This is a genomic window from Burkholderia sp. A2, assembly GCF_001729305.1.
Lineage (GTDB): Bacteria > Pseudomonadota > Gammaproteobacteria > Burkholderiales > Burkholderiaceae > Burkholderia > Burkholderia sola.
Map to the genome: position 1 here is coordinate 56,299 of NZ_LZXX01000138.1, position 23,395 is coordinate 79,693.

General features: G+C 67.6%; 21 protein-coding genes. 10 read left to right on the top strand and 11 right to left on the bottom strand.

Translation table 11 applies throughout. The features are described 5' to 3' along the window. Positions 1 to 60: 60 nt before the first annotated feature. Complete coding sequence (locus A9Z05_RS30460; protein WP_069621324.1) at positions 61 to 2,928, bottom strand: valine--tRNA ligase; 2,868 nt, start codon at positions 2,926 to 2,928, stop codon at positions 61 to 63. 299 nt (positions 2,929 to 3,227) lie between these two features. On the opposite strand from A9Z05_RS30460, the gene A9Z05_RS35555 reads away from it, so the two are divergent. The 5 genes from A9Z05_RS35555 (at position 3,228) to A9Z05_RS30480 (ending at position 7,931) form a co-directional block, all read left to right on the top strand. Beyond that, positions 3,228 to 3,638: a type VI secretion system amidase effector protein Tae4 gene (locus A9Z05_RS35555; RefSeq protein ID WP_256122136.1), complete on the top strand. Its 411-nt coding sequence runs from the start codon at positions 3,228 to 3,230 to the stop codon at positions 3,636 to 3,638. Beyond that, the gene (locus A9Z05_RS35560) at positions 3,635 to 4,060 is read left to right on the top strand and encodes a type VI secretion system amidase immunity protein Tai4 (protein WP_141723516.1); all 426 of its coding nucleotides are present in this window, start codon (positions 3,635 to 3,637) and stop codon (positions 4,058 to 4,060) included. Before A9Z05_RS35555 ends, A9Z05_RS35560 begins: the two co-directional genes overlap by 4 nt. Positions 4,061 to 4,086: 26 nt before the next feature. Then, a complete protein-coding gene (locus A9Z05_RS30470) occupies positions 4,087 to 4,494 on the top strand; it encodes a T6SS amidase immunity protein Tai4 family protein (RefSeq protein ID WP_218077831.1) in 408 nt (135 codons plus the stop codon). A gap of 279 nt (positions 4,495 to 4,773) precedes the next feature. Next, complete coding sequence (locus A9Z05_RS30475) at positions 4,774 to 7,137, top strand: UvrD-helicase domain-containing protein (RefSeq protein WP_069621326.1); 2,364 nt, start codon at positions 4,774 to 4,776, stop codon at positions 7,135 to 7,137. After that, positions 7,134 to 7,931 carry a 5'-methylthioadenosine/adenosylhomocysteine nucleosidase gene (locus A9Z05_RS30480; protein ID WP_069621327.1) on the top strand — a complete coding sequence of 266 codons (798 nt, stop codon included), beginning with the start codon at positions 7,134 to 7,136 and terminating at the stop codon, positions 7,929 to 7,931. Before A9Z05_RS30475 ends, A9Z05_RS30480 begins: the two co-directional genes overlap by 4 nt. 81 nt (positions 7,932 to 8,012) lie before the next feature. Here the strand turns inward: A9Z05_RS30480 and A9Z05_RS30485 are convergent, their stop codons facing one another. After that, positions 8,013 to 9,248 carry an MFS transporter gene (locus A9Z05_RS30485; protein WP_069621328.1) on the bottom strand — a complete coding sequence of 412 codons (1,236 nt, stop codon included), beginning with the start codon at positions 9,246 to 9,248 and terminating at the stop codon, positions 8,013 to 8,015. A gap of 407 nt (positions 9,249 to 9,655) precedes the next feature. Between A9Z05_RS30485 and A9Z05_RS30490 the strand changes: the two genes are divergently transcribed. Continuing rightward, positions 9,656 to 11,329 carry a methyl-accepting chemotaxis protein gene (locus tag A9Z05_RS30490; RefSeq protein ID WP_069621329.1) on the top strand — a complete coding sequence of 558 codons (1,674 nt, stop codon included), beginning with the start codon at positions 9,656 to 9,658 and terminating at the stop codon, positions 11,327 to 11,329. Positions 11,330 to 11,350: 21 nt separating this feature from the next. Here the strand turns inward: A9Z05_RS30490 and A9Z05_RS30495 are convergent, their stop codons facing one another. The 4 genes from A9Z05_RS30495 to A9Z05_RS30510 are packed head-to-tail and all read right to left on the bottom strand — an operon-like array spanning position 11,351 to position 16,223. Next, positions 11,351 to 12,226 (bottom strand): HlyD family secretion protein, encoded by an 876-nt coding sequence (locus A9Z05_RS30495; protein ID WP_069621330.1) that lies wholly within the window; start codon positions 12,224 to 12,226, stop codon positions 11,351 to 11,353. A gap of 12 nt (positions 12,227 to 12,238) precedes the next feature. After that, on the bottom strand, positions 12,239 to 12,442 hold the full coding sequence (locus tag A9Z05_RS30500) for a DUF1656 domain-containing protein (RefSeq protein WP_006476212.1): 204 nt from the start codon (positions 12,440 to 12,442) through the stop codon (positions 12,239 to 12,241). Next, positions 12,439 to 14,643, bottom strand: a complete 2,205-nt coding sequence (locus tag A9Z05_RS30505; protein WP_069621331.1) for an FUSC family protein — start codon at positions 14,641 to 14,643, stop codon at positions 12,439 to 12,441. Before A9Z05_RS30505 ends, A9Z05_RS30500 begins: the two co-directional genes overlap by 4 nt. 14 nt (positions 14,644 to 14,657) lie before the next feature. Beyond that, entirely contained in the window at positions 14,658 to 16,223 is a 1,566-nt protein-coding gene (locus A9Z05_RS30510) for an efflux transporter outer membrane subunit (RefSeq protein ID WP_084044507.1), read from the bottom strand. 157 nt (positions 16,224 to 16,380) lie between these two features. Here A9Z05_RS30510 and A9Z05_RS30515 point away from each other — a divergent pair, with 157 nt between their 5' ends. Continuing rightward, on the top strand, positions 16,381 to 17,322 hold the full coding sequence (locus tag A9Z05_RS30515; protein ID WP_069621333.1) for a LysR family transcriptional regulator: 942 nt from the start codon (positions 16,381 to 16,383) through the stop codon (positions 17,320 to 17,322). Positions 17,323 to 17,439: 117 nt separating this feature from the next. Then, positions 17,440 to 17,592, top strand: coding sequence for a hypothetical protein (locus A9Z05_RS37085; protein WP_162838134.1), 153 nt, complete (start codon positions 17,440 to 17,442; stop codon positions 17,590 to 17,592). 61 nt (positions 17,593 to 17,653) lie between these two features. On the opposite strand, the gene A9Z05_RS30520 is transcribed toward A9Z05_RS37085, so the two are convergent. From A9Z05_RS30520 to wrbA, 4 genes are read right to left on the bottom strand one after another with little or no spacing between them, the layout of a single operon-like run. After that, entirely contained in the window at positions 17,654 to 18,484 is an 831-nt protein-coding gene (locus tag A9Z05_RS30520) for a metallophosphoesterase (RefSeq protein ID WP_069621334.1), read from the bottom strand. A gap of 25 nt (positions 18,485 to 18,509) precedes the next feature. Next, on the bottom strand, positions 18,510 to 19,931 hold the full coding sequence (locus A9Z05_RS30525) for an FAD-binding oxidoreductase (protein ID WP_069621335.1): 1,422 nt from the start codon (positions 19,929 to 19,931) through the stop codon (positions 18,510 to 18,512). Between the two features lie 18 nt (positions 19,932 to 19,949). Next, positions 19,950 to 20,342: a DUF2069 domain-containing protein gene (locus A9Z05_RS30530; protein WP_069621336.1), complete on the bottom strand. Its 393-nt coding sequence runs from the start codon at positions 20,340 to 20,342 to the stop codon at positions 19,950 to 19,952. Then, positions 20,339 to 20,959, bottom strand: a complete 621-nt coding sequence (wrbA, locus tag A9Z05_RS30535; RefSeq protein WP_069621337.1) for an NAD(P)H:quinone oxidoreductase — start codon at positions 20,957 to 20,959, stop codon at positions 20,339 to 20,341. Before wrbA ends, A9Z05_RS30530 begins: the two co-directional genes overlap by 4 nt. Positions 20,960 to 21,104: 145 nt before the next feature. Between wrbA and A9Z05_RS30540 the strand changes: the two genes are divergently transcribed. Beyond that, positions 21,105 to 22,433, top strand: a complete 1,329-nt coding sequence (locus A9Z05_RS30540; protein WP_069621338.1) for a YihY family inner membrane protein — start codon at positions 21,105 to 21,107, stop codon at positions 22,431 to 22,433. An 18-nt stretch (positions 22,434 to 22,451) separates the two neighbouring features. On the opposite strand, the gene A9Z05_RS30545 is transcribed toward A9Z05_RS30540, so the two are convergent. Then, complete coding sequence (locus tag A9Z05_RS30545; RefSeq protein ID WP_069621339.1) at positions 22,452 to 22,769, bottom strand: Mpo1-like protein; 318 nt, start codon at positions 22,767 to 22,769, stop codon at positions 22,452 to 22,454. A gap of 157 nt (positions 22,770 to 22,926) precedes the next feature. Here A9Z05_RS30545 and A9Z05_RS30550 point away from each other — a divergent pair, with 157 nt between their 5' ends. Further along, positions 22,927 to 23,382, top strand: coding sequence for a CBS domain-containing protein (locus tag A9Z05_RS30550; RefSeq protein WP_006488504.1), 456 nt, complete (start codon positions 22,927 to 22,929; stop codon positions 23,380 to 23,382). Positions 23,383 to 23,395 lie beyond the last annotated feature (13 nt).

Below are 23,395 nucleotides of genomic sequence, written 5' to 3' on the forward strand. Positions count from 1 at the left end.
TTGTCAGACGGTCTATGTTCACGTTCCGATTATAGTGAACGCAAACGACCTTACCGTTTGTTACGCAGGCAACCGATCGAGCTGCGCGCGCAGTTTTTCGAGCGTGCTCTGGAATTCCGCGACGCGTTTCTGCTCCTGCTCGACCACGGCCGGCGGCGCTTTCGCGACGAACGCCTCGTTGCCGAGCTTCGCGTTGCATTTCGCGATCTCGCCCGTCAGGCGCGCGATTTCCTTCGACAGGCGCTCGCGCTCGGCCGCGACGTCGATCTCCACCTTCAGCACCAGCTTGTTCGGGCCGACGATCGCGATCGGCGCGCCGTGCGCTTGCTGGTCGAGCGCCGCTTCGTCCGCGAGGATCTGCACTTCCGACAGGCGCGCGAGGGCCTGGACGTACGGCGCGAACGAGCGCAGGCGCTCGGCGTCGCCGGCTGCCAGCAGCGGCACCTTGGTGGCCGGCGACAGGTTCATCTCGCCGCGCAGGTTGCGGCACGCGTCGACGATCGCCTTCAGGTCGGCCGCCCACTGTTCGGACGCCTCGTCGAGCTTCTGCAGGTTCGCGACCGGATACGCCTGCGTCATCAGCGACGCTTCGCCCTCGGCCTTACCTTGCGGATAGCGGCCGGCGAGCGGCGCGACCTTCTGCCAGAGCGCTTCGGTGATGAACGGGATGACCGGGTGCGCAAGGCGCAGCACCGTTTCCAGCACGCGCAGCAGCGTGCGGCGCGTCGCGCGCTGCTGTTCCGGCGTGCCGTTCTGGATCTGCACCTTCGCGAGTTCGAGATACCAGTCGCAGTACTCGTCCCACACGAACTTGTAGATGCTGCTCGCGACGTTGTCGAAGCGGTAATCGGCGAAACCCTTCGCGATGTCGGCTTCGGTGCGCTGCAGCAGCGACACGATCCAGCGGTCGGCCGCCGAGAAGTCGAGGTAGCCGCCGGGGCCGCAGTCGCCCGCGCCGCACACGTCCGGCTTGTCGGCGCCGCAGTCGTGGCCTTCGCAGTTCATCAGCACGAAGCGCGTCGCGTTCCACAGCTTGTTGCAGAAGTTGCGATAGCCTTCGCAGCGCGCGAGGTCGAAGTTCACGTTGCGGCCGAGCGTCGCCATCGACGCCATCGTGAAGCGCAGCGCGTCGGTGCCGAACGCGGGGATGCCGTCCGGGAATTCCTTGCGGGTCTTCTTCTCGATCGTCGCGGCCTGCTTCGGGTTCATCAGGCCCGTCGTGCGCTTCGCGACCAGCGTGTCGAGATCGATGCCGTCGACGATGTCGATCGGGTCGAGCGTGTTGCCCTTGCTCTTCGACATCTTCTGGCCTTCCGCGTCGCGCACGAGACCGTGCACGTAGACGGTGTGGAACGGCACCTTGCCGGTGAAGTGCGTGGTCATCATCACCATCCGGGCGACCCAGAAGAAGATGATGTCGAAGCCGGTGACGAGCACCGACGACGGCAGGAAGTGCTGCAGTTCGGGCGTTTCGTTCGGCCAGCCGAGCGACGAGAACGGCACGAGCGCCGACGAGAACCACGTGTCGAGCACGTCCTCGTCGCGCTTGAGCGCGCCCGTATAACCCTTCGCGGCGGCCTGCGCGCGTGCGTCTTCCTCGTCGCGCGCGACGAACACCTCGCCGTTCTCGCCGTACCATGCGGGAATCTGGTGCCCCCACCACAGCTGACGCGAGATGCACCAGTCCTGGATGTTCTCGAGCCACTGGTAGTAGGTGGTCGTCCAGTTTTCCGGCACGAACCTGATCTGGCCGCTGCGCACGACGTCGAGCGACGTTTCGGTGATCGACTTGCCCGGGTTGAACGTGCCTTCCGGCGCCGGCTTCGTCATCGCGACGAACCACTGGTCGGTCAGCATCGGCTCGATCACGACGCCCGTGCGGTCGCCGCGCGGCACCATCAGCTTGTGCGGCTTCACCGAATCGAGGAAGCCCTGCGCATCGAGGTCGGCGACGATCGCACGGCGCGCGTCGAAGCGGTCGAGGCCGCGATACTGCTCGGGGCCGTTGTCGTTGATCTTCGCGTCGAGCGTCAGGATCTCGATCGGCGCGAGCTTGTGGCGCAGGCCGACCTGATAGTCGTTGAAGTCGTGCGCGGGCGTGACCTTCACGACGCCGGTGCCGAACTCGCGATCGACGTAGTCGTCGGCGATGACCGGGATCTCGCGGCCCGTCAGCGGCAGCGTGACGAGCTTGCCGATCAGGTGCGCGTAGCGCTCGTCTTCCGGGTGAACCATCAGCGCGACGTCGCCGAGCATCGTCTCGGGACGCGTGGTGGCGACCGTCAACGAGCCCGAGCCGTCGACGAGCGGGTAGCGGATGTGCCACAGGTGGCCGTTTTCTTCCTCGCTCACGACTTCGAGATCCGACACGGCGGTCAGCAGCACCGGATCCCAGTTGACGAGGCGCTTGCCGCGATAGATCAGGCCCTGTTCATACAGCGTGACGAACACGTCGCGCACGGCGGCCGACATCTTGTCGTCCATCGTGAAGTACTCGCGCGACCAGTCGGTCGACGCGCCGAGGCGGCGCACCTGGCCGGTGATCGTCGAGCCGGACTTCTGCTTCCACTCCCACACGCGCTCGACGAATTTCTCGCGGCCGAGGTCGTGGCGCGACACACCCTGCGCGTCGAGCTGGCGCTCGACGACGATCTGGGTCGCGATCCCTGCGTGGTCGGTGCCGGGCACCCACAGCGTGTTCTCGCCGAGCATCCGGTGATAGCGGGCGAGGCCGTCCATGATCGTCTGGTTGAACGCGTGGCCCATGTGCAGCGTGCCCGTCACGTTCGGCGGCGGCAACTGGATCGCGAAATCGGGGCGGGACGGATCGAATGCCGGGGCGGCATAGCCGCGTTTTTCCCACTCCGGCCCCCATTGGGCCTCGATGGTGTGGGGTTCGAAGCTCTTCGCCAGCGTGTTGTCGCTCATGGTTGGAAATTTGCCGAAAAATGCTTGTTGGAGACTTGAACCGCACATTATAAGTCGCCAGGCGTCGAGTGAGCCGTTCGCGGCTTGCAGTCAGGTTCGTACGTGTCCAATTGCCGACGCGTGTCGGGACGGCTAACTTGCGGGTCTGGCTGCGGGTTTGAGTCGGCGAGGGCTCGCTGCCGCATCGGTCCGCCGTCGTCACCAAGGAGAGTGGAGTGATACGACCGACATTTGCCGCCGCGTGGGCGGCGTCAACGAAGATTTACGATCCGGCCCGTTCGGGCGAGAGAGTGGCCCAGGTGATAGGGGGCAGCGTCGCTGCGCATATCCGGGATAAAAAGAACCCTTGGCGGAACACATGCGCGGTTCGTATGAGCTATATCCTGAACGAAGCTGGCGTAATCGTCCCGTTCATGTCGGGCAAGACCAGGGAAGGAGCCGATCGCCGGCACTATTTCTATCGTGTCAGAGATGTTGTCTCGTTTCTGAAAGTCGTTTGGGGCGCGCCTCAACTCATTGCCTATCCACCGAGTGGCGGGGGCTCACTGGCGGGGAAATGTGGTCTTATCCTTTTCGAGGTGCATGGATGGAGTGACGCCAGCGGGCATGCGACACTTTTCAATGGACGCAAGTGCTACGACGCTTGCTATTTCAACGAGCCGGAGGCGAACTATCGCACTAGCCGCGCTTATTTCTGGGCGCTCAAATGAACATTTTTCGGGTGGTCTGCGCCGTCGCGCTATGTTCGGCACTGTCTGCCGAAGCAGCCGATTCGGTCATGGCCGTGCGGCGCACCAATGCGGAGAATTACAAGGACAGGGCGTTGGCGGCGTGCCTGTCGCTCGCTTACCGGGGATCGCCGGCAGGCGAGGATGCCGATGTCACCAAGAGTGCGTTCCTGGAATGGACTTATTACGATGAAGAACAGGGCGATCGGGCGGTCGAGCGGCTTGCAGAGCGCTATTTGCGCCGCGATTACGGCAATCCCGTGGAAGGTTACGCCGGGGCAAAATTTGCTCTGCTGAAATGCCTGGACCTGTATCACGGCCCCGAACTCGCCGAACAAGTTCGCCGGTATGTCCCTCATCCCGACTGGATCGGTGACAAACCGGCCGGGCGGCGCGGAAAATAACGTGCTCGCTTAGGGCGCGCATCGATATGGGCACTACGCTGAAAAGCCTGCTGCTAGCTCTCTGCATGGCGCTGCCGACCCGTTCGGCCACGGCGGTGACCCAAGTCACGGTCGCGGCTCCGGATGCTCGGTCCCCTGTCGCGCGGTACTCGCAAAAAACCTTGCTGAAAAATTGGGCACTGAGCGTCTGCCTTGCGCAAGTCGCGCACAGCGTCCGCGACCGGGAGGCTGCGAATGCGGCCGCGAGCGCATATCTGGAGTTCGGCCACCAGCCGATCGAAGCCTACGACGCGCTCCGCGCGCTCGCGCGGCGGTATGCCGCCCGGACATACCGCGGTTCGATTCCGGCGTCGTTCAATACGATGAAGTGCATCGACCTGTTCCACAGTCGGGAGCTCGACACGCTCGTCGATCGGCTGGCAAAAGCGCGCTAGTGCCGAGAAGAGTGCCGTCCCGGCTTTGAAATGCCTGGACCTGCATCACCGTCCCGAACTCGACGAACAAGTCCGTCGGTATGTCCCTCATCCCGACTGGATTGGCGACAAACCTGCTGCCCCGCGCAGGAAATAACGCTGGTCACGCGTGCCGAAGCCGTCGCCGGCGGGGCAGGCGGCCTTGTTGGGCCGCGATGCCACATCGGTCGGCCACGGTATCGCACACGACGGACTTATAATGTCGGGTCCGCATTTTTCTCGCCCGTTAGCTGCCGCTCCATGCCCGATCTGCTCGCCAATCTGAACCCCGAACAACTCGCCGCCGTCACGTTGCCGAACGAACCGGCGCTGATCCTCGCAGGGGCGGGCAGCGGCAAGACCCGCGTGCTGATCACGCGCATCGCGTGGCTGATCCAGCAGGGCTATGCATCGCCGCCCACCGTGCTCGCCGTCACCTTCACGAACAAGGCCGCGCGCGAAATGATGGCGCGCCTGTCGGCGATGATGCCGATCGACACGCGCGGAATGTGGATCGGCACGTTCCACGGCCTGTGCAACCGGATGCTGCGCACGCATTGGCGCGACGCGGGCCTGCCGCAGACCTTCCAGATCCTCGATACGGCCGACCAGCTGTCCGCGATCAAGCGACTGATGAAGGCGGCGAACGTCGACGACGAAAAGTACCCGCCGAAGAACGTCCAGTACTTCATCAACAACGCGAAGGAGCAGGGGCTGCGCCCGGACAAGGTCGACGCGACCGACAACTTCAACCGCAAGTTCGTCGAGCTGTACCAGGCGTACGACCAGCAGTGCCAGCGCGAAGGCGTCGTCGATTTTCCCGAGCTGCTGCTGCGCTGCTACGAATTGCTCGCGTACAACGCGCCGCTGCGCGCGCACTACCAGGCGCGCTTCCGGCACATCCTCGTCGACGAGTTCCAGGACACGAACAAGCTGCAGTACGCGTGGCTCAAGATGCTCGCGGGCGGCGAAAACGCGATTTTCGCGGTCGGCGACGACGATCAGTCAATCTACGCGTTCCGCGGCGCGAACGTCGGCAACATGCGCGACTTCGAAGACGAATTCCGCGTGCGCAACCTGATCAAGCTCGAGCAGAACTACCGTTCGCACGGCAACATCCTCGACGCGGCGAACCAGCTGATCTCGAACAACGCGCACCGTCTCGGCAAGAACCTGCGTACCGATGCCGGTCACGGCGAGCCCGTGCGCGTGTACGAAGCCAGCACCGATTCGCAGGAAGCCGGCTGGATCGTCGAGGAGATCCGCTCGCTGATCAATACCGGCATGGCGCGCAGCGAAGTGGCCGTTCTGTACCGCAGCAACGCGCAGTCGCGCTCGATCGAGCACACGCTGATGTCGTCGGGCATTCCGTACCGCGTGTACGGCGGCCTGCGCTTTTTCGAGCGGCAGGAAGTGAAGCATGCGCTCGCATACCTGCGCCTGATCGACAACCCGAACGACGACACGGCATTCGCGCGCGTCGTGAACTTCCCGACCCGCGGGATCGGCGCGCGCTCGGTCGAGCAGTTGGCCGACGCCGCGCGCCTGTACGGATGCTCGATGGCCGCGGCGATTCCGTACGTGACCGGCAAGGCCGGCACGAGCCTCGGCGGGTTCGCGAACCTGATCGCGAAGATGCGCGCCGACACGCAGCACATGAACCTGCCCGACACCGTCGAGCACATCGTGCGCGCGAGCGGCCTCGCCGATTTCTACCAGGGCGAGCGTGAAGGCCAGGATCGTCTCGAAAACCTGCAGGAACTCGTGAACGCGGCCACCGCGTTCATCGCCGAGGAAGGCTACGGGCTCGACACGCCGGCCCGCTCGATCCCGCTGCGCGCGGGCGCGATCGCCGCGCCCGAGCTCGGTGCCGCGACCGACGATCCCGCGGTCGACGTGCTCGATCCGGCATCGCCCGCCGATCCCGCCCAGAACCCCGACACGATGACGCCGCTCGCCGGTTTCCTGTCGCACGCGTCGCTGGAGGCCGGCGACAACCAGGCGCAGGCTGGCCAGGACGCGGTGCAGCTGATGACCGTGCACGCGGCGAAGGGCCTCGAGTTCTCGGCCGTATTCATCACCGGGCTCGAGGAGGGGCTGTTCCCGCACGAGAACAGCGTGCTCGAATCGGACGGCCTCGAGGAAGAGCGCCGGCTGATGTACGTCGCGATCACGCGCGCGAAGGAGCGGCTCTACCTGTCGTTCGCGCAAAGCCGGATGCTGCACGGCCAGACCCGCTACAACGTGCGCTCGCGCTTCTTCGACGAGCTGCCGGAGCATGTGCTGAAGTGGCTCACGCCGAAGGTCGAGGCCGGGTCGCGCTGGGGCGGACGTTCGGACAACGCCGGCTACGGGCGCGACTGGTTCGCGCGGCCGGGCGGCGGCAGCCGAGAGCAGATCGTCGATGCGGCCGTGTCTGCGCCGCTGCCCGCGTTCGCGGACAAGCAGCGCGCGGCCGACGCCGGCTTCCGGGTCGGCCAGCAGGTGTTCCATACCAAGTTCGGCGAAGGCACGGTCACCGCGCTCGAAGGCAACGGCACTGACGCGAAGGCGCAGGTGAAGTTCAAGCGCCACGGCGAGAAATGGCTCGCGCTCGCGGTCGCGAAACTGCAGGCGGTGGAATGATGGACATCGACGTGGTCGCGGCGCCCGCCACGCGTCCGCTCGGCATTCTGGCCGCGCTGCCGGAGGAACTCGGCGACCTGATCGCCGCGATGCGCGCCGACGGCGCGATGAAGACGGTCACGCTCGGGCGCCGCGACTATCACGTCGGCACCGTGCACGGCGCGGCCTGCGTCGTCACGCTCGCGCGGGTCGGCAAGGTCGCGGCCGCCGCGACGGTCAGCGCGCTGATCCACGTGTTCGGCGTATCGGGCGTGGTGTTTACCGGCGTCGCGGGCGGCGTGTCGCGCACGGTGCGGGTCGGCGACGTCGTCGTGGCCGATATGCTGCTGCAGCACGATCTCGACGCATCGCCGCTCTTTCCGCGCTACGAAGTGCCGCTGCTCGGCATCACGCGTTTCGCGACCGACGCGGCGTTGACGGCCCGCTTGCGGGCTGCGTGCACGCTGTTCGTCGAGGAAGAGGCCGCGCGGTTCGCCGAACGTTTCGGGCTCGCCGGCGCGGCGCTGCACGCGGGGCTCGTCATCAGCGGCGACCGCTTCGTGTCGAGCGAGCGCGAAGTCGTCGCGCTGCGCGACGCGCTGCCGGACGCGCTCGCGGTCGAAATGGAAGGCGCCGCGATCGCGCAGGTGTGCGCCGAACACGACGTGCCGTTCGCGCTCGTGCGCACGATCTCCGATACGGCCGACGATCACGCGACGCAGTCGTTCTCGCACTTCCTGTCGGCGATCGCGAGCAGCTATTCGTCGGGCATCCTCAAGCGTTTCCTGACGCTGCATGCGACGACGGCGGCCTGAAGCCGCCGTCGAGCTATTCCCCATTCGGACCAGACGAACCAGACGACAGGCCGCGGCGCGCACGCCGCGGCCTGTCGTTCGTCACGCCTTTTTGCGCCCGCTGCCTTCGAGGTTCGGCAGGAACACCGTCAGCACGCCGATCAGCGGCAGGAACGAGCACACCTTGTAGACGAACGGAATGCTCGTCGCGTCCGCGAGCTGGCCGAGCACGGCCGCGCCGACACCGCCCAGCCCGAATGCGAAGCCGAAAAACAGGCCCGCGACCATCCCGACCTTGCCGGGCATCAGCTCCGTCGCATAGACGAGGATCGCGGCGAACGCCGATGCCAGCACGACGCCGATGATCACGGTCAGCACGCTGGTCCAGAACAGGTTCGCGTACGGCAGCAGCATCGTGAACGGCGCGACGCCGAGGATCGACACCCAGATCACGTACTTGCGGCCGATCCGGTCGCCGACGGGCCCGCCGATCAGCGTGCCGGCGGCGACCGCCGCGAGGAACACGAACAGGTGGATCTGCGCGGCCTGCACCGACAGGTGGAACTTGTCGATCAGGTAGAACGTGAAATAGCTGTTGATGCTCGCGAGGTAGAAGTATTTCGAGAACACGAGCAGCACCAGCACGCCGATCGCGCCCATCACGCGGCCGCGCGACAGCGTCGGGTGGCCGGCCGGTGCGGCCTTCTTCTTCATCGACGGATGCTTCTTGTACCAGTGGCCGATCTGCGTGAGCACGATCATCGCGACGAGCGCGGCCGCGGAGAACCACGCGATGCTGTGCTGGCCGTGCGGAATGATCACGAGCGCGGCGAGCAGCGGCCCGAGCGCGGAGCCTGCGTTGCCGCCGACCTGGAACACCGACTGCGCGAGCCCGTGCTGGCCGCCCGACGCCATCCGCGCGACTCGCGACGATTCGGGATGGAACACCGACGAGCCGCAGCCGACGAGCGCCGCGGCCACCAGCAGCATCGGGAAATTCGACGCGATCGACATCAGCAGCAGCCCCGCGAGCGTGAAGCCCATGCCGACCGGCAGCGAATACGGCTTCGGACGCTTGTCGGTATAGAGGCCGATGAGCGGCTGCAGCAGCGACGCGGTGATCTGGTAAGTGAGCGTGATCAGGCCGATCTGCGCGAACGACAGCGCGAACTGGCTCTTGAGCATCGGGTAGATCGCGAGGATCAACGACTGGATCATGTCGTTGAGCATGTGCGAGAAGCTGATCGCGCCGAGTACCGGGTAGACGGTGCGGGCAACGGGCGGTGCGGACGGCTGGGCGACGGCTGCGCCGGCGCCGGAGTCGAGGCTGGTTTCCATGTGAGCTGAACGAGTTGAGGTGGCTGGCGCGCTCTGTTGGGGATCGGCGCGTGATTGATTCGTTGATGCGTCAAAGAAGTGTAATGTGGCGTGTCACGAATGTCAGGCCAAGTTTTATCGCGAATCGGACATTCGTCGGACGGATCGGCCGCTGCGTGCTTTTTTGGACGGGTATAACCGCTGGCGGCGCGTCCGCCCTTCAGCGAGGCCGTGCCCGGGGCCCGGCGGGTGTTTTTCCGGACTCAAGAAACGGCGGTGGCGGCCGTAGAACGACCCAATGACAACACGCGCGCCGCGCCTGGCACCGGCTACCCGCCGGGCGGGCGCTGGACGCGCGGCATGGCCTGCCATCGCGGGACCGCCGGGACCGACCTTTCCGGCAGCGTGATCCATACGGGGATAGTTCGATGAAAGCAGCATCTTTGCATCCACAGCCCGGTGCGGCGCCCGCCGCACCCGACGTTGCCGCCGGTCGTGTCGCACGGCGTGCGCGCGCGGCGCGTCGCGAGCGCCGGCCGTGGACCGTCAAGGCGACGTTGCGCGCCGCATTCGCGATCCTGCTGGCCGGCACGCTCGCGATCGGCGTGTTTTCGCTGTGGCAGATCAGCCGGCTGAACGCGTCGATCGCGTCGGTCTACGAGCAGGGTCACGTCGCGAGCCGGGCGGCGGCGGAGGTGCGGGCCGAGGTGCTGCGCGCGAGCCGCGCGCAAAAGATGCTGCTGACCGCGACCACCGCGAAGGAGCGCGACGAACTCGGCGCCGAGGTGAGTGCAGGGCTCGCGTCGATCGGCCAGGCGCTCGGCACGCTGCAGCGCTATGCGGATCCGGCCGATACCGGCGATTCGGCGCGGCTGCACGCGTTCTCGACGGCGGTCGGCACGTGGAGCACGCATCTGCGCGATTTCGTCACGCTGGTGCGCGCGCAGCCGCTCGACCTGTCCCAGATGAACTGGCAGGTCGGCACGCAGGACGTGTCGCTGCTGGTCGAAACCGGCAAGCTCGAAAAACTCGTCGCCGAACTCGTGAAGACGCGCGGCGAGAAGTCGAAGGCGACGCTCGATGCGTCCGCGACCATTTTTTCGTCTTCGTTCGCGATGATCGCGGCGATGACGGCCGCCTTGATCGTGCTGGCCGTCGTGATCGCCGAGCGCGTCGTGCGGCGCCTCGCGTCGCAGCTCGGCGGCGAGCCCGCGCTCGCGAAGGAGATCGCCGCGGACATCGCGCGCGGCGACCTGACGCGGCCGATCGCGCTCGGCCGCCACGACCGCGGCAGCATGGTGCGCGCGCTGGCCGAGATGCAGACGGGGCTCGCGGCGACCGTCGGCGAGATCGCCGTGAGCGCCGAGGCCATCGCGGCCGCGTCCGGCGAAATCTCGACCGGCAACCTCGACCTGTCACGCCGCACCGAGCAGCAGGCCGTCGCGCTCGAGCGCACCGCGGCCAGCATGGAGCAGCTCACGTCGACCGTGCGGCAGAACGCCGAGAACGCGCGGCAGGCGAGCACGCTCGCGGCCAATGCGTCGGCGGTGGCGGAGACGGGCGGGGAGGTCGTCGGGCGCGTGGTCGCGACGATGAGCGAGATCGACGACAGCGCGAAGAACATTCGCGACATCATCGGCACGATCGAAGGGATCGCGTTCCAGACCAACATTCTCGCGTTGAACGCGGCGGTCGAGGCCGCGCGCGCCGGCGAACAGGGGCGCGGTTTCTCGGTGGTCGCCGGAGAGGTGCGGCTGCTCGCGCAACGCTCGGCGACCGCGGCCAAGGAGATTCGGGAGCTGATCGGCGCGTCGGTCGAGCGCGTGGCCAACGGCGCGGCGCTCGCGCACGACGCGGGCCGCACGATGGGCGACGTGGTGCGCGCGGTCAAGCGCGTGACCGACATCATCGGCGAGATTTCGGCGGCGTCGGACGAGCAGAGCGCGGGGATCGACGAGATCGGCCGCGCGGTCACGCAGATGGATGCCGGCACCCAGCAGAACGCGGCGCTCGTCGAACAGGCGGCCGCTGCCGCGAACGCGCTCGACGAGCAGGCTCAGGCGCTGAAGGCGCTGGTCGGGCGTTTCCGCATCGCACACTGAGCGTGCGGCGCGCCCTGGCGCTTACGATTTCTTCTGCTTGTCCGGATCGATGATCACCGTGCAGGTCGTGCCCGCCGACAGCACCACGTCGGCCGGCACTTCGTCGATCCGGATGCGCACCGGCACGCGCTGCGCGAGGCGCACCCAGTTGAAGGTCGGGTTCACGTCCGCGACGAGGTCGCGGCTTTGCGGGTTGTCGCGATCGTAGATGCCGCGCGAGATGCTTTCCACATGGCCCTTCATCACGCCGCCGCTCATCAGCCGCATTTCGGCCGGCGCGCCGATCTTCACGCGCGGCAGCTTGGTTTCCTCGAAGTAGCCGTAGACCCAGAACGAGTGGCTGTCGACGATCGCGAGCTTCGCCTGGCCGGCCACCGCATAGTTGCCCTTGAACGTCTGCAGGTTCGTGATGTAGCCGTCGACCGGCGCGACGACGCGCGTGCGTTCGAGGTTGAGCTTCGCGGCGTCGAGCGCGGCGAGCGCCTGCTGGTACTGCGCATCGGCGCTCGACGCGCTGTGCGCCGCGTTCTCGCGGTTTTCCTTCGACACGACGAGCGCATCGAGATCCGCGCGGCGGGCCGCATCGTCGCGGCGCATCTGCAGTTCCGCGCGGCGGGCGGCCACGGCCGCCTGCGCCTGCTCGACCGCGATCCGGTAGTGCGACGGGTCGATCTGCATGATCAGGTCGCCTTTCTTCACGAGCTGGTTGTCATGCACCGGCAACTCGACGATCGCGCCCGACACGTCCGGCGCGACGTTGACGATTTCGGCGCGCACGCGTCCGTCGCGCGTCCACGGATCGTCCATGTAGTGCACCCACAGCGAGCGCCCGATCAGGATCGCGACGAGAAGGATGACGGCGGTCGCGACGAAGCCGAAGAGTTTTCTGAGCATCATGATGGTTCGGAATCAACGGTAAACGGCAAGACTCAGTCCGCCGCAAATGCAGACGAGAAGGCAGGCCCGGAACAGCGACGGGTGCCAGACGAGACGGTAGAGGCCCGTATAGGCGAGCAGGCGGTCGACGGCCCAGGTCGCGATCGCGCCGAGGACGAACATCAGCACCACCGTCGGCATGTAGGCATCGAGAATGGCGATTTCACGCGGCATCATGACGAGGCTCCTGGTTGGGGACGCACGGGGTGGTCGCGGTTGAGCGGCTCGAGCGGCGATTCCGGGTCGAGCAGCGCGGTCCGCACGAAATGCAGATGGCTCAGGATGCGCTGCAGCCGGTGGCGCTCTTCGCGCGACGGCTCGACCGCATCGAGCGTCTGCCGGGTCGCGTCGATCGCCGCGTTGGTCGCGGCGAGCGTCGCGTCGAAACGCGCGGCGCTCGGCTTCGAGAACAGCGCCGACAGCGCGGTGCGCATCGCCTCGATCGCGCGCCGCCACGGCATCGCGGGCGCATAGCGCGGGTCGGACGGCAGCGTCGCGAGCTCCTGGCGCAGGTCGATCGTCGCGTTGCCGGCTTCGAGCACCGCGAACATCCAGCGCAGCGCGTCGCGCTGCACGTCGGGCTGGTCGGCCGACAGCGTGTGCGCCTGGTACATCAGGTCGCGCGCGCCGCTTTCGAAGCGCGTGCGCAGGCCCGCGAGCCGCGCGTGGCCGGCCGCGACCACCTGGTGGCGCAGGTCGGCGAACAGCCGCTTCTTGTGCCACGGCGCGGTGGGCGGGAACAGCACCGCGAACGCGATCGCCGACGCCAGCATCGCCAGCACGAGCGCGAGCGAATCGTTCATGAAGCCGGTCGGATCGTAGTGCGTGATGTTGTCCGGGCCGGCGAGGAAGCTGAAGAAGATCAGGTAGCCCATCCCGTAGCCGGCGAGCTTCGGCTTCAGCGTCATGAAGATGCCGATCGCGAGCAGCGGCGCGAGCGCGACGCACAGCAGCGGGAAGCCGTCGATGTGCGGATAGATGCCGAACGTCAGCAGGAAGCCCGTGCAGACGGCGAGCGCGGTGCCCATGCCCATCTGCGCCGACATCGCGGTCGGGCGCGGCGTCGACGACGCGAGCGCGCAGGTGGCCGCCGCCGTCAGCGTCATCGTCACGCCGCTCGGCCACGCGGTCTCGATCCAGAACCAGCCGAGCAGCAGGATCACGCTTGCCGTGCGGATCGCCGCGATCACCATCGCCGTCGCATTGGTGCGCGGCTCGTAGCGCTCGATCCAGCGTTCGCGCTCGTGCGTCGCGCTTGACAGCGACGCGTAGGTGGCCGCGTACTCGTGCAGGTCGGTGATGAAGCGGTACAGCAGTTCGGCGGCCGTGTCGAAGTCGAGCAGCGGAAAGTCCGGCTGCGTTTCGAGCGCCGCGCGCGTCGCGCGGATGCGGCGCGGCAGCGCGTCGCGCCATGCGAGCAGTTGCGCGGCCGCGTGGCCGGCGTCGGCCGACGTGCGCACCGGTTCGCCGGCGGGCGTCAGCAGCAGCGGCGCGATCTCGCGGAAGTACGGCTCGATCGCGTCGATCGCGGCCTGCGCGCCGGCCGCATGCAGCCGGTTCATCAACTGATGCAGCGCATGGAAGCGGCTCGACGCGCTCATGAACTCGCTGTTCAGCCGCGCGAGGCGGCCGCTGCGCATCCGCGTGTCCGGATCCTCGAACACGGCCATGCTGCGCGCGGCCTCGAACCCGACCACGTCCGCGACGAAGCGCGTATGGATGGTTTCGATATGCGCGCGGTCGAGCTTGCCCGACAGCGCCGCCGCGACGTAGTCGACGAAGCTGCCGAAACGCTTGCGCACCGTCGTGCGCATCTGCTCGCCGGTGGTCCGCGGAAACACGAGTGCGCTGACCACGCCGGCCGACACGATTCCGACCATGATTTCGGCCACGCGCGTCATCGCGCTCATGAACGCGCCGTCCGGGTGCTGCGACGCGGGCAGCCCGATCAGTGCGGTCGTGTAGCCGGCCAGCAGGAAGCCGTAGCTGCGGAAGTTGCGGTTGCGCGCGGCACCGGCCGTGCACAGCGCGACCCACAGCGCGACCGCCAGCAGGAACAGTTCCGGCTGCTGCGGGAACAGCCCGACGAAGGTGAGCGTCGCGATCAGCCCGAAGATCGTGCCGGCGACCCGGTAGAAGCTTTTCGCGAGCACCGCGCCGCTTTGCGGCTGCATCACGATGAATACGGTCGTCATCGCCGTTTTCGGCGCGGGCAGGTCGAGCCGCATCGACACGCCGGTCGCGATGAACGCGGCGAGCAGCGCCTTGAACAGGTAGAGCCACGCGGCGCCGTCGGTGCGGGCCCAGTCGCCGAACGCGGCGGTCCAGGCCGCGAACGGGCCGTCGACGCGCGGGGAAGCGGGGGAGGAAGCTGACATGGCGACGCTCCGCGTTACCGTGCGACCGGCGCGGCGGCCGGCGCAGCGGCGCCGCCGGCGGTTGCGACCTGCGCGGGCCGGGCGACGGCTGCCGCGGGCTTCGTGGTCGACGAGGCGGTCTCGTCTTTCGGCACGTCCGCACCCGTCTCGACCCCGCCCCCGAGCGCGGCCATCAACTGCGCGTGCGCGGCGAGGCGTTCCGCGTCGATGCGGGCGGCCGTCTCCTGCGCGCGCAGCAGTTGCTGTTGCGCGACCAGCACGTTCACGTAATCGGTCAGCCCGCGGCGGAAGCCTTCGCGCGACAGTTGATAGCTGCGATTGTTGGCCGCCACCGATCGCGCGGCGTCCTTCTTCTGCGTATCGAGCGAGCGGATCCGCACGACCTGGTCGGCGATGTCCTTGAGCGCGCCGACGATCGTCTGGTTGTAGCGCTCGACCGCCTGGTCGTAGCCGGCATTCGCGGCGCCGAGCTGCGCACGCAGCCGGCCGCCTTCGAAGATCGGCAGCGACAGCGCGGGGCCGGCCGTCCAGCCGCCGTTCATCGCGCGCAGGAAGTCGGTGAACGGCGCGGTCACGCCGAAGCCGCCGACCGTCGCGAGCAGGTCGATGTTCGGGTAGAACGACGCCTTCGCGACGTCGATGCCGCGCGCCTGCGCGTCGACCGTCCAGCGCGCCGCGACGACGTCCGGGCGGCGGCCGAGCAGATCGGCCGGCAGCGCCGACGGCAGGCCGGCCGGCGCATCGAGCGCCAGCTGCGGCCGCTTGATCGCGTCGCCCGCGCCCGGGCCCTTGCCGGCCAGTGCGGCGAGCTGGTGGCGCGCGAGCTGGATCGCTTCCTCATAGCTGTCGATCTGCCGCTCGTAGTCGGGCAGCGTCGATTCCGCCTGGCTCACGTCGAGCTGCGTGCCGAGGCCGGCCTGCAGCCGCTTGCGCGCGAGATCGGCAAGCGAGCGCTGGCGTTCGTACGTTTCGTGCGCGAGGTCGAGCAGCGCGTAGTTCATCGACATGCCGACATACGCGCGCACGACGTTGACCTCGAGTTCGAGCTTTGCCGCCCGCGCGTCGGCGGCGGTCGCATGCGCGGTGTCGAGCGCACGCTCGGTCGCGTTCTTGTCCTTGCCCCACAGATCGAGGTGGTACGACAGGCCGAGCGTGCCGGTATTGTTCCAGGTGTCGGTATCGGCGAGCGGCCCCGGGCCATAGTACACGTTGTCCGGCCAATGCTGACGCATCAGCGACAGGTTGCCGTTGATCTGCGGCAGCTCGGCCGAACGGGCGACGCGAGCCATCGCTTGCGCTTCGCGCACGCGGGCCTCGGCGGCAGCGAGGGTCGGGTTGCCGGCCTGGGCCGCGGCGATCCATGCGTCGAGCTGCGGGTCGCGGTACGCGCGCCACCAGTCGGCGGCGGGCCAGCCCGCGTCGCGGTCGGCCGCGCGGATGGCCGCGCCGGCGTCGAGCGCATTCGCTTCGATGCGAGTGGACTGGGTGTGGTTGTCGCCCATGCTCGCGCAACCGGCCATTATTAATGAGACTGCAAGAACCGCCAGTGCGAGCGTCCCTTTTGTCGCCGGAGACTGCACGATTTTCTCCCTTTCGGATATAGATGAGTCGGAGGCGATTATATTTTTCAGTGATTCCTGAATAAACGGACAACGGTGCAAGTCATTTTTACGGATCCTGAGATAATATTTGTTGGACCCTGTGCAACAATCCCTCCGGATTCACACGGGTAATCGGATGGATACGTTACAAAACATGCGGGTATTCGTCCGCGTGGTGGACGCGGGCAGCTTTACCGCGGCCGCCCAGCAGATGAATTCGACCACCGCCTACGCATCGCGCGCGGTCTCGGATCTCGAGGCCCATCTGCGCACGCGTCTCCTGAATCGCACGACGCGCCGGATCGCGCTGACCGAAGCCGGCGAGCGCTATCTGCAACGCTGCGAACAGATCCTGGCTTATGTCGACCAGGCCGAAGCCGAGGCCGGCGACGCGCATGCGCGCCCGTCCGGCAAGCTGAAGGTCCATTGCTTCACGAGCCTCGGCCAGCACTACCTGGTGCCGGCCATCGCGCGCTACCGCGCGCGCTATCCGGACGTGCACGTCGAGCTGACGCTCGCGCAGCGGATGCCCGACCTGCTCGACGAGGGGTACGACGTCGCGATCGTCGTTGGCCGCGATCTGCCGGATTCGGGGCTCGTGTCGCAACGGCTCGGCGAGAGCTACAGCGTCGTGTGCGCGTCGCCGGGCTATATCGAGTCGCACGGCGTGCCGCAACGGCCGGCCGATCTCGCGCAGCACGTGTGCCTCGGGATGGTCGCGCCGGGCTTTCACTTCGACGAATGGGCGCTGGCGGGGCCGAACGGCGAGGAGGTCGTGTCGATCACGGCGCCGCCGTTCCGCGTGAACGTCGCCGAGGCGCTCGCGGTGGCCGTGCGGGAGGGGATGGGCGTCGGCGGGCTGCCGCTCTATTCGGCGATCGGCTGGCTGCGCAGCGGACACATCGTGCGCGTGATGCCCGAGTACCGGTCGCACGTGATGAACATCTACGCGCTGTATCCGTCGCGCCAGTACCTCGACGCGAAAATCCGGACCTGGGTCGATTTCCTGCGCGAAGAGCTGCCGCTCACGCTCGAAGCCGACGAAGCCGCGCTCGAACAGTTCACGCGTGCGACATGACGGCGCGGTCGGCCGCAATCTGACGAGATTTGTCCTTCACGCAACATTTTTTTACGAACGTGTGTCAGACAGTTTGATACTGTTGGAATTAACGAGATACACCACACCGGAGTAGCGATGGATACGCACCTGATGATCGGCCTTGGCGTCCTGCTGGGCGCGGCTGCCGCCGCGGCGGCGACCCGCGACCTGTTGCGTGCGATGAAGGCGAAGGCGCAGCTGAAGCCCGTGCCGGTCCGGGTGCGCGAGCCGCGCCGCCCCGGCCGCTGATCCCGCCGCCGTCACGCTTCAGGCCGGGAAGGCCGCGTCAGGCGGCCGCCCGGGCCGACGCTCAGCCGAGCTCGACGACCTTGTCCCACGCGAACGCGGGGTTTTCCCATTCGCCGGTGCGCCGGTGAAAGTAGCCGCGCGGATTGCATACCACCCGCGTGCCGCCGTCCGCAACGTAGTCGAATGACGTATGCGTGTGGCCGTGCAGCCACAGATCCACCGGCGGCCGGACCAGTTCCGCCATGTCCGTGACGAATCCCGCAGAAGCCAGATCCTCCGCATAGCGTTCCGCCAGCGAGCGTCGGTGCGGCGCATGATGGGTGACGACGATCGTCTTGCCCGCGAACGGCGCCGCCAGCTGCGCTTCCAGCCATGCGCGGCCTCGCCGGTGCAGGGCGATCGCGTCGGCCGGCGCGAAATCCCGTTCCGGCGCGTCTGCTGTCGTATGCACCGCCGCGTCGTGCGGCCAGGTCACCTGAATCAATCCCTTGAAATCGAGCATCACGCGCAGCGCGGCCTCGGTCGCGCGCGCGACGCTGGCTTCGTCCCGGCCGAACAGCGAAAAATCGGCCCAGAGCGTCGTGCCCAGCACGCGGAAGCGTTGGGCGGGATCGACGTAGACGCCGTTGTTCAGGTAATGCACGTTGTCGAGCGCATGCGCCGCGTCGCGCATCGCCGTCTCCAGCGCGCCGAATTCCCCGTCGTAATACTCGTGGTTGCCGGGCACGTAGATCACCGGCACCGCCGGGTCGAACGTCTCGGCGGCCCAGCGCAGGCCTTCCGCGTGATTGTGGATGTCGCCGGCCAGCACGACGAGATCCGCGTCGGCATGCGGGATCGCGTCGGGCAGGTCGTTTTCGAGATGCAGGTCGGACAGGACGCGGACTTTCACGGGCGTGGCTCCGGAGTGGGCGGCTTCAGCGCAGGACCTTGCCGGGATTCATCAGGCCGCGCGGGTCGAGCGCGGTCTTCAGCATGCGCATCAGCGTCGTTTCGACCGGCGACTTGTAGCGCTGCGCGTCGTCGATCTTCAGCTGGCCGATGCCATGCTCCGCGCTGATGGTGCCGTGGTGGCGGTGCACGTTGTCGTAGACGATCCGGTTGATCGGCGCCTGGAACGCCGCGAGGAACGCCTTCGGATCGCCGCCTTCGGGCATCTGCACGTTGTAGTGCAGGTTGCCGTCGCCGAGGTGGCCGAACGTGACCATGCGCGCGCCGGGCGCGGCCTGCTGGATCGCCGCGTCGGTCTCGTCGATGAAACGGGCGATCGACGAGATCGGCACCGCGATGTCGTGCTTGATGTTGAGCCCTTCGTCGGCCTGCGCGAGCGGGATGTGCTCGCGCAGGTCCCAGAACGCACGCGATTGCGCGAGGTTCTCCGCGACCACCGCGTCGACCACGAGCCCGGCCTCGAACGCTTCTTCCATCAGCTTCTCGAACAGCGCGCGCGCATGCGCTTCGCTTTCGTTGTCGGACAGCTCGAGCAGCACCGTTTGCGCATGCGTCTGCGCGAACGGGTAACGCAGTTGCGGGTAGTGCTTGCCGACCAGCTGCATGCAGAAATCCGACATCAGCTCGAAGCCGGTCAACAGCGGCCCGGCCGCGCGCTGCGCGAGCGCGAGGAAATCGAGCGCCGCGTGCGGCGATTCGAGCGCGGCCAGCGCCGTGACCTGCGCGGCCGGCAGCGGATGGAGCTTCATCACGGCTGCGGTGATGATCCCGAGCGTGCCTTCGGCGCCGATGAACAGGTCGCGCAGGTCGTAGCCGGTGTTGTCCTTGCGCAGGCCGCGCAGCCCGTCCCAGATCTCGCCCTGCGGCGTCACGACCTCGAGCCCGAGGCACAGCTCGCGCGCGTTGCCGTAGCGCAGCACCGCGGTGCCGCCCGCATTCGTCGACAGGTTGCCGCCGATCGTGCAGCTGCCTTCGGCCGCGAGGCTCAGCGCGAACAGCCGGCCGCCTTCGCGGGCGCGCGCCTGCACGTCGGCGAGGATCACGCCGGCTTCGACGGTGATCGTGTTGTTGTGCGGATCGAGCGCCCGCACGCGGTTCAGGCGCGCGACGCTCAGCACGGCCTGGCTGCCGCTCCCGTCGGGCGTCGCGCCGCCGGCGAGGCCCGTGTTGCCGCCCTGTGGCACGAGCGCGACGCCGTGCGCGTTGGCGAGCTTCACCAGCGCGGCGACTTCGGCCGTGTTCGCGGGCCTCAGCACCGCGCACGCCGTGCCCTTGTAGCGGCGCCGCCAGTCGGTCAGGAATGGTTCGGTATCGTGCGGGTCGGTCAGCACATGGTCGGCGCCGATCGCGTCGCGGCACGCGGAAACGAAAGCTTCGGAGGACATCATCACCTTGTCGCGTAAGGGTCAGGACGTGGCGCGCGGTTTTTTCGCCGCGCGCTTGAACGGCGCGACGTAAGCCAGCGCCGTCACGAAGAAGCCGACGGCAAGCGCGGTCTCGCACCAGCCGAGCGTCGCGGACAGCCCGCGATCGGACATCCCGCGCACGATGCCTTCGGCAAGATAGACGAGGATCAGCATGCTCGCCCACTGCATCGTATAGATGTTACGCCGCCACACGCCGGGCAGCGCGAGCGCGAGCGGCACGGCCTTGAGCATCAGCGCGGAGCCGCCGGGGCGCAGCGGCGCGAGCCACAGCTCCCATGCGAGCGACAGCGCGATCAGTGCGACGAGACACGCGGCGGCGGCCAGCGCGTAGCGCGGCCGGGCCGCGACGGCGGGGCGGGCAGGGGCGTTCATGCGGCCTCGGCGGCCTGGGCAGCGGAAAGGGCCGCGGCGGCGCGCGCGAGCCGTACGCCGAGCGCGGCCGCGAGCGCCTTCTCGTCCGCCGACAGTCCGCCGGGCGCCGCGCGGTCGTGCTGCGCGACGTGCGACGCGCCGTACGGCGTGCCGCCGGTACGCGTCGTGCTGAGGGCGGATTCGGTGTACGGGATCCCGACGATCATCATCCCGTGATGCAGCAGCGGCAGCATCATCGACAGCAGCGTCGACTCCTGGCCGCCGTGGAGGCTGCCCGTCGACGTGAACACGCTCGCGGGCTTGCCGGTCAGTGCGCCCGACAGCCATTGCGGCGTCGTGCCGTCGAGGAAATACTTGAGCGATGCGGCCATGTTGCCGAAGCGGGTGGGCGAGCCGAGCGCGAGGCCCGCGCATTCCTCGAGATCGCGCAGCTCCGCGTACGGCGGGCCGTCGGCCGGGATGTCGGAGGCGGTGGCTTCGCAGACGGCCGACACGGGCGGCACGGTGCGGATGCGGGCCTGCATGCCCGGCACGCTGTCGATGCCGTTCGCGATCGCGAGCGCGAGATCGCGCGTGGCGCCGTGACGGCTGTAATAGAGGACGAGAATGTCTTTCATGGGCGACGGAGCCGCGTGCGGCCGCGCGCGTGCCCGGTGCAGTCGGCCCCTGCTGGAATCGAGCGGCTATTATAGGGGCTGAAGCCGTCGCGCAGCGCGGCGGCGGCGCGCCGTGACGCGCACAGCCTCGAGAAGGAGAAGCCGTTTGCCGAAGTTGAGCGTCGATCTCGACACCATCAAGCGCCTCGCGCAGTTCGCGGCCCGGCGCAGCGCCGAGGACCGCATTCCGCAGGTGGCGGGGAGCCTGACCTTCACGACGATGCTGGCGCTCGTGCCGCTGCTGACGGTCGCGTTCGCGCTGTTCACCGCGTTCCCGATGTTCGCGTCGTTCCAGATCTCGCTGCAAGGATTCCTCGCGGATCACCTGATGCCCGCGCAGTTCAACATCCAGATCTTCAAGTACCTGAACCAGTTCGCGTCGAAGGCCAAGGGGCTGACGACGGCCGGCCTGATCGTGCTCGTCGTCACGTCGGTGATGACCATGATGACGATCGAATCGGCGTTCAACCTGATCTGGCGCGTGCGCAAGCCGCGGCCGTTCGCGCAGCGCGTGCTCGCGTACTGGGCGCTGATCACGCTCGGGCCGTTGCTGTTCGGCGTGAGCCTGTCGATTTCGTCGTACCTGTTCACCCAATCGCTCGCGTTCACCGGCGCGGGCGCGTCGACATCGATCGTCGAGTGGCTGCTCGCGCTTGCGTCGCTGCCGTTGACGGTGCTCGCGTTCACGCTGCTGTACGTGTACCTGCCGAATTGCGCGGTCGCATGGCGCGACGCGGTGATCGGCGGGCTGTTCGCGGCCATCGCGTTCGAACTCGCGAAGCGCGGCTTCGGCTATTACGTGCGGCGCATTCCGACCTATACGGCCGTCTATGGCGCGTTCGCGGCATTGCCGGTGTTCCTGCTGTGGGTGTATTTGAGCTGGTTCATCGCGCTGCTCGGCGCGATGGTCGCGTCGGCGCTGCCGGCGATCCGCGTCGGCCAGTTCCATCGGATCCACTATCCGGGCAGCGACCTGCTCGACGCGCTCGAACTGCTCGCGCGGCTGGCGGAGGCGCGCGCGGCCGGCAAGCGCGGCTACACGGCGCTGCGGCTCGCGACGATGCTGCGCTGCGACATGGAAACCGCGCAGCGGCTGCTGACGACGATGGAGGAGCGGGAATGGGTCGCGCGGCTCGACGGCGGCGACGAGATCACGCCGCGCTATATCCTGCTCGCGAACCCGGAGCAGCTGACGCTCGCGCAACTGTTCGACGTGCTGGTGATCGACCGCACGGAGCTGACCTATCAGCTGGAGCGGCGCCGCAGCCACGTCGAGGGTGCGGCGCTGCTCGACGTGCTGTCGAGCGACCGGTTCGACGTGACGCTCGCGTCGCTGATCGCCGCGCACCGGCTCGCGGGTGGGCAGCCGGCCGGCAGCACCGGCCAGGCGCCGGGTGCGGCCGATCCGCACGCGCGGCCGCCGCGGCCCGCCTGACGGCAGAGGCCAGACGGGCTACAGCGGGATCTTGCCGGTGCAGATGTCCTTGAACATCACCCAGTCGCCCATCAGGCTGTATATCGGGTGCCGGAACGTGGCCGGGCGGTTCTTCTCGAAGAAGAAGTGGCCGACCCACGCGAACGCGTAGCCGCAGACGATCGCCGCCGGCAGCCACAGCCAGTGCCCGGTCGCGACCGCCATCGCGACGCATCCGATCACGCCGAGCGAGCCGATGAAGTGCAGCCGTCGCGACGTCAGGTTCTGGTGCTCGTTCAGGTAATACGGGTAGAAGTCAGCGAAGCTGGCGAATTGCTCCGTATGCGTATGCGCCATGGCCGTCTCCTCGGGCCGCTGTTCATGCGGTCATTGTGCGGCCGGCGGCCCGCGTCCGCAAGCGCCGGCGGGCCGCTGCGCCGGCCCGTGCTTTCCTTTTGACAGGCTTTCCGATAGGATCGAAAGAGATTTTGCATTCAAGCATGAGGGGACTACGATGCGCGTCAGCGATATTCTGAAAGTGAAGGGCAACACGCTGTTTACGGTGACGCCCGATAAGCCGCTGCGCGAAGCGGTCGATACGATGGCCGAGCACGACATCGGTTCGCTCGTCGTGATGGAGTACGGCGATCTCGTCGGGATGCTGACGTTTCGCGAGATCATCCTGCGTCTGCACGTGAACGGCGGCGCGATCGGCGACGTTCAGGTGCGCAAGGTGATGGACGAGCCGCTCACGTGCACGCCGGAAACGGACGTCAACGAGGTGCGCCGGATGATGCTCGAGCGCCACGCACGCTACATGCCGGTGCTCGACAAGAAGGTGCTGATGGGCGTCATTTCGTTCTACGACGTCGCGAAGACGGTCGTCGAGGCGCAGAGCTTCGAGAACCGGATGCTGAAGGCGTACATTCGCGACTGGCCGGAATCGGAAGCCGAAGCGCACAAGCCGTGAATCGCGCCGCGCC